The organism is Microvirga terrae (assembly GCF_013307435.2).
Taxonomy (GTDB): Bacteria; Pseudomonadota; Alphaproteobacteria; order Rhizobiales; family Beijerinckiaceae; genus Microvirga; species Microvirga terrae.
In genome coordinates, this window is the sequence record NZ_CP102845.1 from 3,271,028 (window position 1) to 3,286,361 (window position 15,334).

19 protein-coding genes are annotated in these 15,334 nt (G+C 63.4%); 7 read left to right on the top strand and 12 right to left on the bottom strand.

Translation table 11 applies throughout. From position 1 onward, the window contains the following. Positions 1-132 precede the first annotated feature (132 nt). Positions 133-840, bottom strand: a complete 708-nt coding sequence (locus HPT29_RS15390) for a glutathione S-transferase N-terminal domain-containing protein (RefSeq protein WP_173948227.1) — start codon at positions 838-840, stop codon at positions 133-135. A 188-nt stretch (positions 841-1,028) separates the two neighbouring features. Here HPT29_RS15390 and HPT29_RS15395 point away from each other — a divergent pair, with 188 nt between their 5' ends. After that, a complete protein-coding gene (locus HPT29_RS15395; RefSeq protein WP_173948228.1) occupies positions 1,029-1,283 on the top strand; it encodes a hypothetical protein in 255 nt (84 codons plus the stop codon). Positions 1,284-1,545: 262 nt separating this feature from the next. Here HPT29_RS15395 and HPT29_RS15400 read toward each other — a convergent pair whose 3' ends face one another. Further along, a complete protein-coding gene (locus tag HPT29_RS15400) occupies positions 1,546-2,004 on the bottom strand; it encodes a GNAT family N-acetyltransferase (protein ID WP_173948229.1) in 459 nt (152 codons plus the stop codon). Then, complete coding sequence (locus HPT29_RS15405; protein ID WP_173948230.1) at positions 2,001-2,642, bottom strand: glutathione S-transferase family protein; 642 nt, start codon at positions 2,640-2,642, stop codon at positions 2,001-2,003. Before HPT29_RS15405 ends, HPT29_RS15400 begins: the two co-directional genes overlap by 4 nt. Before the next feature lie 106 nt (positions 2,643-2,748). On the opposite strand from HPT29_RS15405, the gene HPT29_RS15410 reads away from it, so the two are divergent. From HPT29_RS15410 to HPT29_RS15425, 4 genes are all read left to right on the top strand, one after another. Continuing rightward, complete coding sequence (locus HPT29_RS15410; protein WP_173948247.1) at positions 2,749-3,159, top strand: DUF4345 domain-containing protein; 411 nt, start codon at positions 2,749-2,751, stop codon at positions 3,157-3,159. Between the two features lie 94 nt (positions 3,160-3,253). Further along, on the top strand, positions 3,254-3,526 hold the full coding sequence (locus HPT29_RS15415) for a metal/formaldehyde-sensitive transcriptional repressor (RefSeq protein ID WP_173948231.1): 273 nt from the start codon (positions 3,254-3,256) through the stop codon (positions 3,524-3,526). An 11-nt stretch (positions 3,527-3,537) separates the two neighbouring features. Next, positions 3,538-4,359: a nickel/cobalt efflux transporter gene (locus HPT29_RS15420; RefSeq protein WP_173948232.1), complete on the top strand. Its 822-nt coding sequence runs from the start codon at positions 3,538-3,540 to the stop codon at positions 4,357-4,359. Positions 4,360-4,533: 174 nt separating this feature from the next. Further along, positions 4,534-5,946, top strand: a complete 1,413-nt coding sequence (locus HPT29_RS15425; protein WP_173948233.1) for an adenylate/guanylate cyclase domain-containing protein — start codon at positions 4,534-4,536, stop codon at positions 5,944-5,946. A gap of 155 nt (positions 5,947-6,101) precedes the next feature. Here HPT29_RS15425 and HPT29_RS15430 read toward each other — a convergent pair whose 3' ends face one another. From HPT29_RS15430 to gatB, 5 genes are all read right to left on the bottom strand, one after another. After that, positions 6,102-6,287 carry a hypothetical protein gene (locus HPT29_RS15430; protein WP_173948234.1) on the bottom strand — a complete coding sequence of 62 codons (186 nt, stop codon included), beginning with the start codon at positions 6,285-6,287 and terminating at the stop codon, positions 6,102-6,104. 167 nt (positions 6,288-6,454) lie between these two features. After that, positions 6,455-6,976: a GNAT family N-acetyltransferase gene (locus tag HPT29_RS15435; protein WP_173948235.1), complete on the bottom strand. Its 522-nt coding sequence runs from the start codon at positions 6,974-6,976 to the stop codon at positions 6,455-6,457. Positions 6,977-7,010: 34 nt separating this feature from the next. Then, on the bottom strand, positions 7,011-8,189 hold the full coding sequence (locus HPT29_RS15440) for an acyltransferase family protein (RefSeq protein WP_173948236.1): 1,179 nt from the start codon (positions 8,187-8,189) through the stop codon (positions 7,011-7,013). Next, the gene (locus HPT29_RS15445; protein WP_173948237.1) at positions 8,186-8,824 is read right to left on the bottom strand and encodes a GDSL-type esterase/lipase family protein; all 639 of its coding nucleotides are present in this window, start codon (positions 8,822-8,824) and stop codon (positions 8,186-8,188) included. Before HPT29_RS15445 ends, HPT29_RS15440 begins: the two co-directional genes overlap by 4 nt. A gap of 50 nt (positions 8,825-8,874) precedes the next feature. Continuing rightward, positions 8,875-10,350, bottom strand: a complete 1,476-nt coding sequence (gatB, locus tag HPT29_RS15450; protein ID WP_173948238.1) for an Asp-tRNA(Asn)/Glu-tRNA(Gln) amidotransferase subunit GatB — start codon at positions 10,348-10,350, stop codon at positions 8,875-8,877. Between the two features lie 221 nt (positions 10,351-10,571). Here gatB and HPT29_RS15455 point away from each other — a divergent pair, with 221 nt between their 5' ends. Continuing rightward, on the top strand, positions 10,572-10,883 hold the full coding sequence (locus HPT29_RS15455) for an LPXTG cell wall anchor domain-containing protein (RefSeq protein ID WP_210272179.1): 312 nt from the start codon (positions 10,572-10,574) through the stop codon (positions 10,881-10,883). A 155-nt stretch (positions 10,884-11,038) separates the two neighbouring features. Then, complete coding sequence (locus tag HPT29_RS15460) at positions 11,039-11,566, top strand: hypothetical protein (RefSeq protein ID WP_173948239.1); 528 nt, start codon at positions 11,039-11,041, stop codon at positions 11,564-11,566. A gap of 9 nt (positions 11,567-11,575) precedes the next feature. Here HPT29_RS15460 and HPT29_RS15465 read toward each other — a convergent pair whose 3' ends face one another. The 4 genes from HPT29_RS15465 to gatC form a co-directional block, all read right to left on the bottom strand. Next, positions 11,576-12,496, bottom strand: a complete 921-nt coding sequence (locus HPT29_RS15465) for a DMT family transporter (RefSeq protein ID WP_173948240.1) — start codon at positions 12,494-12,496, stop codon at positions 11,576-11,578. A 119-nt stretch (positions 12,497-12,615) separates the two neighbouring features. Continuing rightward, a complete protein-coding gene (locus HPT29_RS15470) occupies positions 12,616-12,915 on the bottom strand; it encodes a hypothetical protein (RefSeq protein ID WP_173948241.1) in 300 nt (99 codons plus the stop codon). Positions 12,916-12,919: 4 nt separating this feature from the next. Beyond that, positions 12,920-14,434: an Asp-tRNA(Asn)/Glu-tRNA(Gln) amidotransferase subunit GatA gene (gene gatA, locus HPT29_RS15475; RefSeq protein ID WP_173948242.1), complete on the bottom strand. Its 1,515-nt coding sequence runs from the start codon at positions 14,432-14,434 to the stop codon at positions 12,920-12,922. A gap of 89 nt (positions 14,435-14,523) precedes the next feature. After that, positions 14,524-14,811 (bottom strand): Asp-tRNA(Asn)/Glu-tRNA(Gln) amidotransferase subunit GatC, encoded by a 288-nt coding sequence (gatC, locus tag HPT29_RS15480; RefSeq protein ID WP_173948243.1) that lies wholly within the window; start codon positions 14,809-14,811, stop codon positions 14,524-14,526. Positions 14,812-15,334 lie beyond the last annotated feature (523 nt).

Below are 15,334 nucleotides of genomic sequence, written 5' to 3' on the forward strand. Positions count from 1 at the left end.
CTTTCACGTCCATGGCCTCCGCAACACCCTCCTCGGGCAGGGATTCGAGGCATCGGCTCCGCACCGTGTCCACGAATGGATTCAAGGAGCCGCTCTGCGGAACGACGAACCCGGGAACGGCAGAATCAGATCCTACCGTGCTCTCTGGCCGAACAGCACCGCCTGGACCTTGGGGTCGGTCAGGTCGGTCTTCTCGCGGTCATCCGAGCTCACCTTGATGCCGCGCTGGACTGCCGGGCGGGCGAGCACGGTCTCGAGCCAGCGCTTCGCATGTGGGAACTCCTCGATATCCTGTCCTTGGCGGTCCCACAGCTTCGCCCAAGGGGCGATGGCCATATCGGCAATGGAGTATTCGCCTGCCACGAACTCCCGATCTTCGAGGCGCTTGTTCAGCACGCCATAGAGACGGTTGGTCTCGTTCGTGTAACGGTCGATGGCATAGGGCACCTTCTCCGGGGCGTAGATGCGGAAATGATGCGTCTGGCCGAGCATGGGGCCGAAGCCGCCCATCTGCCAGAACAGCCATTGATCGACCTCGACCCGCCCGCGCTCGTCCTGCGGATAGAATCGGCCTGTCTTGCGTCCGAGATATTGCAGGATGGCCCCGGACTCGAACACGGAGATCGGCTGCCCGTCGGGACCGTCCGGGTCGACGATGGCGGGCATCTTGTTGTTGGGAGAGATCGCCAGGAACTCCGGAGCGAATTGGTCGCCTTTGCCGATATTGATCGGATGGATCGCATAGGGGAGCCCGCATTCCTCGAGCATGATGGTGATCTTCCACCCGTTCGGGGTCGGCCAGTAATAGAGATCGATCGGGTTCTGCGCGGCAGCTGCCATGGAAAGCCTCTCCTTGCGTGACGACACGGGTCGGTGCCGGGACGTTAAGACATAAGATCGGAACTCGCACCCTCGTCTGCAATGAAATTCGGTGGAAAGGACGCAGGGCTGCCTTCCCGCGCTTGCATGTTTCATTGTTTCATCATGAGATGCCGCCTGCGCCTGACGGGCGCTCGAGAGGATGTCCCATGATGAACCGAGTTGTCAGTTTCGCCGTCGCGGCCGCGATGGCCCTGTCCATGGCAGGTGCCGCAGAGGCGGCCGCCGAGATGAAGCCGAAGAAGCAGCCGACGGCCGCCCAGATGGCTGCCCGCGAGCGCATGAGCAAGTGCAGCGCGGAGTGGAAGGAGGCCAAGTCCGGCGGCAAGCTTGCCAAGGACGCCAAGTGGCCGAAGTTCTGGAGCGAGTGCAACATGCGCCTGAAGGGCGGGATGAAGGCCTAACCTGTTCCGAGACACCGCTGTCGGCATCGCCGGGCTAGCGCATCGTGCGGAAAAGTGGACCCGGTTTTCGCTTGCGCGGCCCGCTGGGTCCGCCCCGAACGATGCGCCGCTTCAGGAAGTGAGCATCGGATCCGATCCCAAAAGTGGGTCCACTTTTGGGTCCGATGCTTTAGGCCGGCGATGCCGATGACAAGCGCTGCGTTCAAGACAATCGGTTGGTCGGCATGAGGCTGGCCGGCCATGACAGGCGAGTTGCTGACGATCAAAACTTCTTCTTGAAGCCCTCGTGGCTGCGGACGAAGCCGATACGCTCGTAGAACCGGTGCGCATCCGTGCGGGTCTTGTTCGAGGTGAGCTCCATGGCGGCCGCCCCATATGTACGGGCATGGTCTTCGGCGAAAGCCATCATCCGGGCGCCGATGCCGCCCGAGCGTCGCGCAGCCTTCACCTTGACGCTCTCCACCTTGACGCGCAGGGCGCCACGACCGGTGAGACTCGGAATGAACGTCAGCTGGAAGGTGCCGACGACCTCGTCGCCGTCCAGAGCCACGAACAGCCGGTTGTCGGGGCTTTGCTGGATGGCCGCGAAGGCGGCCTCGTAGGCGGGCCGCGTCTCGGGCGACCAAACGTCGCCATGGGAACCCAGCTCGTCTTCCTCGTGCAGACGAATGATCGCTTCGAGATCCCGCGCCTGTGCCTCCCTGATCGACAGAGCGCTCATGCGGCGGCCCGCGATTCCATAGGCAGCAGATCGGCACGCGCGCGGAATCCGGACAGAGCTTCGACCCGCTTCGCCCATGCGCTCACCTGAGGATACTCCGCCGCGTCGATGCCGGCTTCGCCCGCAAAGGCGACGACCCCGTAGACATCGATATCGGCAATGGTCACGCCCTCCCCGACCAGCCACGCGCGGCCTGCAAGGTGACGTTCCAGGACCCCCAGAGCGTTCTTGGCCGCCATGATGCAATCCTCGACCACTTCGGGAGGCGCCTGACGGAAGCCCGCCTTGACCACGCGCGCCTTGTACAGAGGAGCCGCGAGACGGTCGAAATCCCAGTACATCCACTCGCGCACCTGCAGGCGCTCGTCGAGGTTCGCGCCTCCAAACCGGCCCGTCATGTCGGCGAGATATTCCAGGATTGCTGCCGACTGGCACAGGTGGCGTCCGCTGTTGCGATCGACCAGAAGGGGAACCTGGCCGTAGCGCTGACGGGACAGATGGGGAGGCTGCTTGTGGTCTCCCTCCATCATGTTCACGTGCACGTAATCGAACGGTTCACCCATCAGCGACAGAGCGAGAGCCACCTTGTAGGTCGGCCCCGAATAGCCGAATCCGTGCAGTTCGAACCGTGCCGGCATGATGCGATCCCCGATGAAGAAAATTCTGTGGCCGGGGACCCTAATCGATTGTTTCGTCCTCGGGAAGGAGCAGAATCTCAGGGCATTGGGGGACGCCATGACCGGTATGGAACGCGAACGAAAATTGCTCCAGCAGAGCGTGGCCATCGCGGCCGCCATTCCGGTCGCCACTGGCCTGTACGGTGTCCTGTTCGGACAGGCGCTCACGGGCGACGCGGTGAGTATATCAGCGGAAAGCCACTTCCGCTTCATGTCCGGCCTTCTGCTCGGCATCGGTCTCTGCTTCTGGAGCACCTTGCCCTCGATTGAGGTCAACACCGGACGCTTTCGGCTGCTGACCCTGCTCGTGGTCATCGGCGGCTTGGGCCGCCTGATCGGCCTCGCTCTCACCGGACTGCCATCCTTCTTCATGGTCGGCGGGCTGATCGTCGAACTCGTGGTCGCGCCTGTTCTCTGCCTGTGGCAGACGCGGGTCGCCAATCGTTATGCCGAGGAGTACGGCGTCGCTGAGCCCTGATCCCCTGCCACCTCGTGTACATCGACCCGGGCGGGCGAGAATGGCCTCGACATATATAGGGTACCCCCCTATATTATTTATCGGGAGGATCCATATGTCCCATACGGTTCGAGCCAAGTCCAAACTGCTCGCTCGCGTGCGCCGCATCCGCGGCCAGGTCGAAGCCATCGAACGGGCCCTCGAGAACGAACTCGGCTGCGCCGATGTGCTTCAACTCGTCGCTTCCGTGCGAGGGGCCATGAACGGCCTCACGGCGGAACTGATCGAGGATCACATCCAGCATCACGTGGTGGAGCCCACGCAGGAAACCGACCGGATGCGCGGCGCCGACGAGCTGATCGATGTGGTCCGGACCTATTTGAAATAACGAGTTTTTTCATGCCTGACATCGCCCAGCTCATTCAGGCAGGTGTGGCCAATCCCTGGCTTTATCTGCCAGCCGCCATCCTGCTCGGCGCCCTGCATGCCCTGGAGCCTGGCCATTCGAAATCCATGATGGCAGCCTTCATCGTGGCCGTTCGGGGCACCCCGGCCCAGGCGACCCTGCTGGGCATCTCGGCTGCCATTGGTCACACCATCGTCGTCTGGGCCTTGGCTCTCCTCGGTCTGTACCTGGGGGACAAGCTCATCCTCGACCGCGCGGAGCCCTGGCTTGTTCTTCTCTCGGGACTGCTGATCATGGCGCTTTCGTTCCGCATTTTCTGGATGCTGAGGGCCGCGCACCACCACCATCACCATAGCCACTCTCATGATCACGGGCACAATCACGGTCATGGGCATTCCCATCCTGCGCATCATGATGAGGACGGGCATCTCGACGCCCATGCCGCGGCCCATGCACGCGAGGTCCGGGAGCGCTTCGGCGGCAACCGGCACGTCACGAATTTCGACATCGCCTGGTTCGGGTTCACCGGCGGGCTCCTCCCCTGCCCGGCCGCCATCGCGGTTTTGCTCATCTGCCTCCAGGTCAGGGCCTTCACGCTTGGAATCGGCATGGTGGCGGCCTTCAGCGTCGGCCTCGCGATCACATTGGTAACGGTGGGCATCGTGGCCGCCTGGGGAACCCACGCCCTCCGGACGCGATGGTCGGGTCTGGAGGAATGGGGGGAGCGGCTGCCCTATATCTCGGCTGGCCTTGTCTTCGTCATCGGCAGCACCATCGCTCTCCAGGGCCTATGGAAGCTTGGCCTTCTGGCGTGAAGGCCTATTGTGTCCAAGGCCGCAGGCGCCCCTTCGCACCGCTCCTTAATCACGTGCCTGACGGCGCCAGCTTTGCTATCATGGGGTTGAGGATCGGAATGTCAGCTCCGCATTCCGAACCCTGGCGTGATGAGGCGGGCGGACCCAGTTCTGCCCCTCGAAGGAGGCTGCTGTATGGGCGAAGACGAGAGATTCCTCGCGATCCTTCGGCAATCCGCCGATGTCGATACGGATGTCGTCGCGGCGTTCGAGCGCCTGATCCGTCAGGCGCCAGATCACGAGTTGAACCGCATCAATGCACTTGCCTTCGCGGCGAGGAACGGGCTCGACGAGGATCGCGTCATCGCGGCGTTCCTTCACGCGGCCCGGCTCGGGGTGTTCGAGATGTCCTGGAACGTGCTCTGCCCCGGGTGCGGCGGGGTGCTCGAATCGGGGATGAGCCTCAAGTCGATCAATCAGAGCGAATACAGCTGCGCCCTCTGCGCTGCCGGTTATGAGCCGACGCTCGACGAGATGGTGGAGGTCACGTTCACCGTGAGCCCGCGCGTCCGGAAGATCGCGGCCCATGACCCGGATACACTTCCGATGGACGAGTACATGCGGCAGATCTTCTGGGGATCGGGAGTCGACCTGCCAGAGGGTTTCGATCGCCTGATCGACGAGATCGTACTCGACGCCGTCGAACTTCCGCCCGGTGAGCGCGCGATCCTGTCCCTGCAGCTTCCCGCGGAATTCGTCATCGTCATGGATCCGGTCACCCATGCCGCCCATTTCATCGACGTCAAGGGCGAGCCTACCCGCGAGCGCCAGAGCCTCTCATTCGTCCTCAACGAGAGCCATCCGCAAAACGAGACCCTCGTCATGCAGCCGGGTCCGTTGCGGATCTCTCTCGAGAACCGCACGAACCGGCGCGTCCTGCCGGCCGTCTGGGTCGCCGGTCACGAACTGCACCACCTGCTGGAGCAAAGGCGCCCCTTCCTCACAGCGAAGCGCCTGTTGACGAACCAGACCTTCCGCGATCTCTACCGCACCGACACGCTCGACATCGATCAGCGCCTGAAGATCACCAGCCTGACCTTCCTGTTCACTGACCTGAAGGGTTCGACGGAACTCTACGAGCGCGTCGGCGATCTCGTGGCGTATGATCTGGTGCGTGAGCACTTCCGCGTCCTCAACGAGATCGTCGCTACCGACGGCGGTGCTGTGGTCAAAACCATCGGGGATGCGGTCATGGCGACGTTCTCTACGCCGGACCATGCGATCTCGGCGGCCCTGCGCATGCGCGATGCGATGCGCAGCCTCAACGAGCAGCGCGGCAGCGAGGACCTGCTGCTCAAGATCGGCATCCACGAGGGCCCGTGCCTCGCCGTGACCCTGAATGACCGGCAGGATTACTTCGGCCAGACGGTCAACATCGCCTCCCGCGTCCAAGGACTTGCCGTATCGCGCGCGATCTTTGCAACCGATTCGGTGGTCGAGAACCGGGAAGCTTCCCAGATCATCGAACTCAAGGGCCTGCGGCCCACTCTTCAGAAGACGGCGTTGCGCGGCATCAACGACGAGTTCCTGGTCTATGAGATTCCGTGAGAGATCTGCCTCGTCATCCACAATGTCAGGAACGTATGGGTGTCAACTGCGTCATCGCTGAGCTTGTTCCAGCAATCCCGATCCGAATAGCGCTGAGCCCGCCTCATCGGCATCACCGGCACACAACCGGTGATGCCATCTGTTTCTGATCATCGTCAGTCGCGCCCGCTCACGTCCTCGCCGATGTCCTTCAGCAGATGAGGGCTGAGCCTTGCACGAAGGGACACCGGCAGTTCTGAGTGCGGGCGAGTTTTTCGGGATGTCTGGCCGCGCTCGCGCACGGTCGGGATCAGGTCAATGCGAACGGTCAGCCAGACGAGAGATAACGTAATCTGCTTCATCGAAACCTACAGCGTTGTTGAAGAAAAGAATTGCGGCGTGGGTGCATGGGGCAAGAATGTTGGCCATGTGACGCCTCCTTCGGCTGAGGTTGATGAAAAAGCGGCTGATAAATCAGCCGCTGGAACAGAATATACTCCAACTCGATCGCTTTTGCCAGAGAAGAGGCTTATAGCTTCTTCTCGAACCGATACTCCGCGGATCTCGAGATATCGGTGAGCTGGCGCTGGCCGTCGATCTGCGTGTAGCCCCACTGCGTGTAGAGCCGGTGCGCGGTCGTGAAGCGCGTGTCCGACCACAGGACCATGCGGTCTGCGCCCTTGAATCGGGCATGCCCCTCGGCTTGGCGCACGAGCAGGGACCCGAGTCCCTGTCCGCGCCGGTCGGAGCGTACATAGAGTCGGTGCAGTTCCGCTGCGCCCTTCTCAGGGAAATCCACCGCGACGCAGGCGCAGACCCGTCCGCGCTCGTCCTCGACCGCCCAGAACGCGCCATCGGTTGCGGCATATGACGAGCCGGCGGCACGCAAATCAGGCAGATCGTCGTGCGGATCAACGAAGCAGCCCGGATACTCCGCGTAGCAGAGCGCCAGGAGACCGAAGAGATCCTGTGCATCGGCATCCGCGACGGGTCTGATGGCCGGGATGGGATGCACCTTTGCGAGGAATGGCGCGGGAGGAGACATGGTCATGCTGGTCGGGCCCTGTTGAACGTGTTGCATGGACTTAGACGGATCTCGTGAGCGCGGAAGCCTCGATCCGCTTCCGCAGAAGCAGATTGCGGATGATCCCGGTTCGACGTTCGGTGACAAGCGAGAAACTGAAGGCTGTAATGAGTGCCCCGGCCAGAAGTCCCGCAAATGCCCCATAGGGAGCCGCCCCTGGCGCAACGAGAACCGGCGGCCAGCCATACCATTCGAGGAGACCGCCCAGAAAAACCGTGACGGGAACGTGAATAAGGTAAAGGGAATAGGAGAAATCTGCTCCGACGCGCACCGAACCTGCGATCGGGCACCATGACAGCAACCTCCGGTTCGCGATCGCAAGGGCGGTTCCGAGCCCGACCATGAGATCGGTGCCGAAGGGAGGTATGATCTGGAAGCGAGAGACGAGAAATCCGGTGGCGATCGCCGCAAGCCCCGCAAGACCTGCAACGAGCGGCATCGTGCGATCCCGAACGATCTGGGCAGCCAGGGTTCCGGCGAGCCAGATCATGAACCAGGGAGCCCATCTCAGGATCCCGCCCGCAAAGTGGTTGAGCCCCAGGAAGAGCACGACGGCGGCACCGATCTTGACGGATTTCGGTAGACGAGCGACGCCGATCCCGAACAGAAGGGGAGCGAGCAGATAGAAAGTCCATTCGAACCCCAGCGACCAGAGCGGCGGGTCCACCCCAAGCGGCTTGCAGAAGATCCCCTGCATGGCCACCAGGTTGCATGCCATCTGCCCCCAGGTCCAATCCGACGTGACTCCGATCGGCATCAAGGGACGCTCGCCAAAGAACCGAGTGCCACCGAGATAAGACCGCCCGATCCCGTCGAGCAGCAGGCTCAGGGCCAGCGCCGGCAGAAGGACGACGAAAATTCGGGCGAACCGGCTGGCGAAATAGGCCTGCGGATTGAACCTGGACTTCCCTATGGAGCGCCATACTCCGCCGCCGACTAGGAAGCCGCTGACGGCAAAGAATATCGCGACACCCTCTCGGTGAATACCTGTCACGAAGTAGAAGACCTTTGTGGTCAATCCCGCTTGGACGATGTCCTGGAAGCTCACGAAGAGGAGCCCGCGCGTATGCCCGAACAGCACCAGCAGAGCCGCTCCCAGGCGAAGTAAGTCCAGAAACGGCCAATGCGCACCGTTCGAAGGTGGAGCAGACTGGCCGCCTCGCTGGCTGACTTCCGTCATTGACGCTTCCTCCGGACCGTCTGTGCGGCAAGTGTCGTCTCGAGCATATCGTACAGAAGCTTGTAGGCCTGTACCGACAGATGGACCCCGTCGGTCGTTATCCCCGCCCTTGCGGCTCCGCTCCCGTCAGCAAAGGCATTCTGCAGATCGAGAAGGCCAGCCACGCGACCCTCCGCAACCTGAACGATGCGGCGGCTCAGGGACGCCATGGCATCAGGAGAATAGAAGCTGGTCAGTCGCTTGGCCTGCTCGATCGGCGGCGGTGTCAGCACGACGACGGGAACCTGTGCGCCATTGAAATGCCCGATGATCCGCTCGAAATGCTCCGTGACGCCGTCGAGGGCGCTCTCCGTGCAATCCTTCTTGGCGTCGTTGGTGCCTACGAGCAGCACCGCGACACTGGGCTCCGCCGATTCGAGGAGAAGCGGCACTCGAGGCTCCAAGGCCTCCGTCCAGATGCCGGAAAAGCCCGCATTGAGCACGGGAAGTGCGCCGATGCTGTTCCAGTAGAACGCCTCGACGATGGAATCGCCGATGAAGAGCAGACCGCCCGGCCCGACTGCGGCCTTGTGCGCGCTGATCACAATGTCGCGGATCAGCCAGTGTGGGGCGAAGGGGTTGGGCTGCGAGGTCACGAGGCCAGCGCCGACGACAATCCCGGCGGATCGGATCCGCCGGGCATGGCCTACTCGATCCCGAGCTTCTGCTTCAGGATCTCATTGAGCGCCTGCGGGTTGGCTTTGCCGCCCGTGGCCTTCATGGTCTGGCCGACGAACCAGCCGAGCAGGGTCGGCTTCGCCTTGGCCTGCTCCACCTTGTCCGGGTTGGCCGCGATGATCTCGTCCACGGCCTTCTCGATGGCGCCCGTGTCGGTCACCTGCTTCATGCCGCGCTTTTCCACGATCTCGCGCGGATCGCCGCCCTCCGTGAAGACGATCTCGAACAGGTCTTTGGCGATCTTTCCGGAGATCACGTTCTCTCCGATCAGCTCGATGATGGCGCCGAGCTGCGCGGCCGAGACCGGCGATCCCGTGATGTCCTTGCCCTCCTTGTTGAGGCGTCCGAACAGCTCGTTGATTACCCAGTTCGCCGCGGCCTTGCCGTCGCGGCCCTTGGCAACCTCTTCGTAGAAATCGGCGGAGGCGCGTTCGGCCACGAGCACGCCGGCGTCGTAACTCGGCAGACCGTAATCGGCCATGAAGCGGGCCTTCTTCTCGTCCGGCAGTTCCGGCAGGTGCTGGGCGAGATCGTCCACGTAAGCCTGGTCGAACTCGAGCGGCAACAGGTCCGGATCGGGGAAGTAGCGGTAATCGTGAGCCTCTTCCTTCGAGCGCATGGAGCGGGTCTCGCCCTTGCCCGGATCGTACAGGCGGGTCTCCTGGTCGATTTTGCCGCCGTCCTCCAGGATCGCGATCTGACGGCGCGCCTCGACCTCGATGGCCTGGCCGATGAACCGGATGGAGTTGACGTTCTTGATCTCGCAGCGGGTGCCGAACTCCTCGCCGGGACGGCGGACCGAAACGTTCACGTCGGCGCGAAGGTTGCCCTTGTCCATGTCGCCGTCGCAGGTGCCGAGATAGCGCAGGATCGTGCGCAGCTTGGTCACATAGGCGCGCGCCTCGTCGGCCGAACGCAGGTCCGGCTTCGAGACGATTTCCATCAGGGCCACGCCGGAACGGTTGAGATCAACAAAGCTCAGGGTGGGATGCAGGTCGTGGATCGACTTGCCGGCGTCCTGCTCGAGATGCAGGCGCTCGATGCGCACCGTGATGGTCTCGCCGGACTCCGGCACGTCCACGATCACCTCGCCCTCGCCCACGATCGGGCTCTTGTACTGGCTGATCTGGTACCCCTGCGGCAGATCCGGATAGAAGTAGTTCTTGCGGTCGAAAGTGCTGCGCAGGTTGATCTCGGCCTTGAGCCCGAGGCCGGTACGGATCGCCTGACGGACGCATTCCTCGTTGATCACGGGCAGCATGCCCGGCATAGCCGCGTCCACCAAGGATACGTGGCTGTTCGGATCGCCCCCGAAAGCCGTCGAGGCGCCGGAGAACAGCTTGGCTTGGCTCGTCACCTGCGCGTGGATCTCCATGCCGACGACGATTTCCCAATCGCCTGTCGCACCTTTGATGAGCTTCTTCGGATTGACCGGAGCGTTCATGACCCTCGCGCCTTTATCTCTTGCCTTCGCCTGCTCGGAGTACGAGCGACCCTCAAAAGGGTCAACCCCTTTCGAGATGAACGGGCGTTCAGAATGCTTAACCTAACGTTAAGATTAGAAGAATTTTATGCACAGATTTCGAAAATAATTGCCACGCTCCGGTGAAACCCGATCCCACATGACGCGTTGTTCGGGAGGTAAAACGGTCAAGGAGTTTCAAAATGGCTATGGATCCTATGGATCGCGAACCGAACGTGTACAATCGCGAGACCAACGTCTACGATAATACAGGCCGGGGTTCGAACACTCTTGCTTATGTGATCGGCGGTCTTGTTGTCGCGCTAGGCCTTCTGGCCTTCCTCTTCTATGATGGCGGCAGCAACGAACCGAGCACAACCGGCAGCACCGGCACCCAGACGGAAAGCTCTTCGCCGAGCACCAGATCGACCGCTCCGGCCACACCGGCGGCCCCGGCTGCTCCCGCAGCTCCGGCGACCCCGTCCTCTCCGTCGGCTCCCGCCAATCCGCAGTAACCTCGCGTCCCGCGTAACACTGCGCATGATGGGTCTGACCTTCCGGTCAGACCCATTTTTCGTTCGAGCGCCCATCCCCTTCCTGAGGAACCAAGCGGAAGAGCAGGCGGTTAGGCTTGGAAAATCGCCCGCCACCAACCTTGGAGACAATCAAGATGGCCAGCAAATCGAGCTTCACCGCAGAGGAATGGTCCCGCGTCGTCGCGAGCCCGGTTGTCGCCAGCATGGCCATCACGGCGGCGGACCCGGGCGGTCTCTGGAGCCTGCTCCAGGAATCCATGTCGAGCGGCTGGGCGCTTCTGGAGGCGAAGCAGGATGCGCAGGCCACGCCCCTCGTGAAAGCGGTTGCCGAGGACATTGCCAACACCGATACCCGAAACGCCGTGCGGGAATCCTTCCAGGCTCAATTCAAGGGCAGCCAGTTCGCCGACATCAAGGGCAAGGCCATCGAGGAGCTTCACGCCGTCTCGGGGCTGCTCGACGCCAAAGCGCCCGACGAGGCGGCCGCGTTCAAAGCGTGGCTGTTCAGCGTCGCACGCAAGTCCGCGGAGGCCGGGAAGGAAGGCGGCTTTCTCGGCTTCGGCGGCGTGGCCGTGAGCGATGCCGAAAAGGCCACGTTGGCGGAGATCGCCACGGCGCTCGGCAGCACGGCGGGGTCGGGCGCCGGACTGGCGGAGACCTAAAGGCGGATTTCATGCAGCCTGAACGGCAGCCTTCCGGGTCCTTTCAGGCACGGTCATGAAGGCCACACCGGCAAGGATGCAGAGAAGACCGATCCAGGCCGCTTCGCTGAGGCTCTCCCCAAGGAAATACGCCCCGATGGCGATCCCGATGGGTGCCCGCAGATAGGCCTGGGCCGTGGCGCCCACCGAGCCGAGAGTCCGGATCAGACGGAAATAGATCGCGAAGGCCAGGGCGGTCGAGAACACGGCCAGTCCGGCCAGCGCCAGGATCGAGGCTCCCGACGGAGCCAGCGTCCACGGCCGATCAACGATCAGGCTCAGGGGCAGTAGGATCACGGCCCCGGACAGGAGCGATCCGGCCGCCGGCGCCATCGGGTCGAGATTCTTGAACGTACGGCCGAAGATGGCTGCTCCCGCGTAGCAGACCGTGGCCAGCACGACGGCGAGCTGCGCGGTCAGCTCCTGGCCGACATGGGCGAAGGCTTGGCTGCCGACGATGATACATGTTCCGGCAAGGCCCAGGACGACCCCAGCGAGCTTTCGGAGCGACGTCGCCTCATGCTGGGACCAGAGCCATGTGATCAGGAACGTGAAGACTGGCGTCATCGAGTTCAGGATGACCGCCAGACCCGCATCGATGGATCTCTCCGCCCAGGCGATCAGCGTAAACGGCATGACGCTGTTGAGGCAGGCCTGAACGGCGAAGTTGCGACAGCTCGCCCCGTCCCGTGGCAGGCGGATCCCGCGCCACCGCATGATCAGCACAAGGATCCCTCCCGCGATCAGCGTGCGGGCGGCGATCAGGGTGACGGGCGGGATCGTGTCGATGCCGATTTTGATGAAGGTGTAGGACGACGCCCACAGCGTCGCGAGAACGAGCAGGAGCGAGAGCTCGACGGCATGGTTGGGCTTCGGTTGGCTCGTCGCCATGAGTTCAGTTCCGTGTGCTGTGGTGGACGGCAGCACGAATCTGACACAGGCCAGGACCTAAGTCGCCTTACGATGCTTCGGCGCCGGCCGAACTGTGGCACAAGGACAATCGGGGCCGACTACCGCCTCGCCACTCGCCGAGCCGCAAACGCGGCGCTTGCCCAGAGCAGCCCGGCGACGAAGCGAACCGGGAACAGGGTCAGCGCGTCCGAACGCACAGGGGCAATCCAGGGCACGCCCATGCTGCTGATGGCCCAGGAGACGAGCGCCGATACAGCGAGCGCGATCATGCCGACGATCAACACCTTGCCGAACTGGTCGGCCTTCCAGCCGAGCCAGACAGCGACGAGGATCAGAACAGGATCGAAGGCGGCGGGCAGCCAGTCCCAGAGGTGAATGACGGGAACCGTGGGATGCACGTCGTCATGCCCACCAGGCCTGCGGCAGCGTGAGGCGGCCGGCAGAATCCTCGATCACCTGGCCGGCCGCGAAGAGGGTTTCCTCGTCGAACGCGCGACCGATGAGCTGGAGCCCCAGCGGCAACCCCTGGGCATCGAGCCCGGCCGGCACGGCAATGCCCGGCAGGCCTGCCATGTTCACCGTCACGGTGAAGATGTCGTTGAGATACATCTCGACCGGATCGCCCGAGCCCTTCTCGCCAATGCCGAAGGCGGACGATGGGGTGGCCGGGGTCAGGATCGCGTGCACGCCCTGGGCGTAGACCTCCTCGAAGTCCCGCTTGATCAGGGTGCGCAGCTTCTGCGCCCGGACGTAATAGGCGTCGTAATACCCCGCCGAGAGCACGTAGGTACCGATCATGATGCGGCGCTTGACCTCGCGGCCGAAGCCGGCTGCGCGGGTCTTCTCGTAGAGATCGACGATGTCCCGGCCGTTCTCGCGCAGGCCGTAGCGCACGCCGTCGTAACGGGCGAGGTTCGAGGAAGCCTCAGCCGGCGCAACGATGTAGTAGGCGGGCAGCGCGTACTTGGTGTGCGGAAGCGACACCTCGACGATCTCGGCCCCGGCGGCGCGCAGCCACTCGGCGCCCTGATGCCAGAGCTGCTCGATCTCGGGCGACATGCCGTCGATCCGGTATTCCTTGGGAATGCCGATCTTGAGACCCTTCACGCCCCGAGAAACCGCAGCCTCGAAATCGGGCACCGGCAGGTCCACGCAGGTGGTGTCCTTGGGGTCGGGCCCGGCCATGGAGCGGAGCATGATGGCCGAATCCCGCACGGAGCGGGTGATCGAGCCGGCCTGATCGAGCGACGAGGCGAAGGCCACGGTGCCCCAGCGGGAGACGCGCCCATAGGTCGGCTTGATGCCGACCGTGCCGGTGAACGCCGCCGGCTGGCGGATCGATCCGCCGGTGTCCGTCGCGGTGGCGCCCAGGCAGAGGTGAGCGGCAACGGCCGCCGCCGACCCGCCCGAGGAGCCGCCGGGCACCAGATGAGTGCCCTCGATGGCCCCGGAGGCTCCGGCGCTCACATTCGAGCCCTCGCGCCGCCAGGGCGACACCACCGGCCCGAAGGCGCTGGTCTCGTTGGACGAGCCCATGGCGAATTCGTCCAGATTGAGCTTGCCGAGCATCACGGCGCCGTCGTTCCAGAGGTTCCGGGTGACCGTCGACTCATAAGGCGGGATGAAATTGCCGAGGATCTTGGAGCCGGCCGTCGTGGTGACGCCCTCGGTGCAGAACAGGTCCTTGATTCCGAGCGGGATACCCTCGAGCGCCCCTCCCTCACCGCGGGCGATCTTCTCGTCCGAGGTCTTGGCCATGGCGAGCGCCTTCTCGGGCGTCTCGACCAGATAGGCGTTGAGCGCCCTCGCCTTCTCCATGGCGGCGAGATGGGCCTGCGCCAGCTCGGTCGCGGAAAAGGTCTTGGCCTTCAGGCCGTCGCGGGCTTCGGCAATCGTGAGATGGGTCAGTTCGTTCACGGGACTGGATCTCTTGTCTCGGCGCCTCGAGCGGGATCGTCCCGGCCATCTGCGCCTTCATTTCAGGATCGGTGGGAAGGCTCGCGGCCCTACTCGACCACCTTCGGCACCAGGAAGAAGTTGTCTTCCGTTGCCGGAGCGTTTTCGACGATCTTCTCGGGAATGCCGCCATCGGTCACGCCATCCTGGCGCTTCTTCATGACCATGGGCGTCACGGAGGTCATCGGCTCGACGCCCTCGACATTCACCTCGTTGAGCTGCTCCACGAAGGAGAGAATCGCGTTGAGCTCGCCCTGGAGATGGGGCACCTCCGCATCCGTCACGGCAATGCGCGCCAGATGGGCGATGCGGCGGACCGTTTTCTCATCGACCGACATGAATGGTCATACCCCTTGGAAATCTGCTGGCCGGCCTATAGCACCCGCCCGCCTCGCGGGGCAACGCTGGATGTGACGGGACGGGCCTCTCCTGTCTTCGGCGTGGCCTGAGGATGATACCCTCCCCCAGTCATCACTGGCCGTTCCCTCATCCGCACGTCATGGCCACCCTCTGCCTGTCGCGCCCCCCTCCTCCCGTGTCATGGCCGGGCTTGTCCCGGCCATCCCGCTGCGGTGAGGCGCGGCGCTCTTCCTCGCCACCTTCTGTCCGTCCTAACACCCTCGACGTCATGACCGGGCTTGTCCCGGCCATCCCGATCATGTGAGGCGCCGTGCCTTACGGATCGAGATCACCGGCCCAGGGCCCGTGATGACGTGGCAGGGTCTGTGCAACGATGTGTTCTCATTTTGTTCTTGACAACCGGTGCAAGCTAAGCTATATCGTTGGACAGATCGGTTCCTGCGAGGGGCGCGCTCGCGAGGCGTCGCAAGTGTGGGAGCCGGCACGGTCCTGCGACAGGCT

Coding starts and splice junctions, on each gene's coding strand:
- HPT29_RS15425 (WP_173948233.1), top strand. CDS start 4,534: ATGGGCGAAGACGAGAGATTCCTCGCGATCCTTCGGCAATCCGCCGAT.
- HPT29_RS15390 (WP_173948227.1), bottom strand. CDS start 840: ATGGCAGCTGCCGCGCAGAACCCGATCGATCTCTATTACTGGCCGACC.
- HPT29_RS15465 (WP_173948240.1), bottom strand. CDS start 12,496: ATGGCGACGAGCCAACCGAAGCCCAACCATGCCGTCGAGCTCTCGCTC.
- HPT29_RS15460 (WP_173948239.1), top strand. CDS start 11,039: ATGGCCAGCAAATCGAGCTTCACCGCAGAGGAATGGTCCCGCGTCGTC.
- HPT29_RS15435 (WP_173948235.1), bottom strand. CDS start 6,976: ATGACCATGTCTCCTCCCGCGCCATTCCTCGCAAAGGTGCATCCCATC.
- gatC (WP_173948243.1), bottom strand. CDS start 14,811: ATGTCGGTCGATGAGAAAACGGTCCGCCGCATCGCCCATCTGGCGCGC.
- HPT29_RS15430 (WP_173948234.1), bottom strand. CDS start 6,287: ATGAAGCAGATTACGTTATCTCTCGTCTGGCTGACCGTTCGCATTGAC.
- gatB (WP_173948238.1), bottom strand. CDS start 10,350: ATGAACGCTCCGGTCAATCCGAAGAAGCTCATCAAAGGTGCGACAGGC.
- HPT29_RS15420 (WP_173948232.1), top strand. CDS start 3,538: ATGCCTGACATCGCCCAGCTCATTCAGGCAGGTGTGGCCAATCCCTGG.
- HPT29_RS15410 (WP_173948247.1), top strand. CDS start 2,749: ATGGAACGCGAACGAAAATTGCTCCAGCAGAGCGTGGCCATCGCGGCC.
- HPT29_RS15415 (WP_173948231.1), top strand. CDS start 3,254: ATGTCCCATACGGTTCGAGCCAAGTCCAAACTGCTCGCTCGCGTGCGC.
- HPT29_RS15395 (WP_173948228.1), top strand. CDS start 1,029: ATGATGAACCGAGTTGTCAGTTTCGCCGTCGCGGCCGCGATGGCCCTG.
- HPT29_RS15455 (WP_210272179.1), top strand. CDS start 10,572: ATGGCTATGGATCCTATGGATCGCGAACCGAACGTGTACAATCGCGAG.
- HPT29_RS15440 (WP_173948236.1), bottom strand. CDS start 8,189: ATGACGGAAGTCAGCCAGCGAGGCGGCCAGTCTGCTCCACCTTCGAAC.
- HPT29_RS15400 (WP_173948229.1), bottom strand. CDS start 2,004: ATGAGCGCTCTGTCGATCAGGGAGGCACAGGCGCGGGATCTCGAAGCG.
- HPT29_RS15405 (WP_173948230.1), bottom strand. CDS start 2,642: ATGCCGGCACGGTTCGAACTGCACGGATTCGGCTATTCGGGGCCGACC.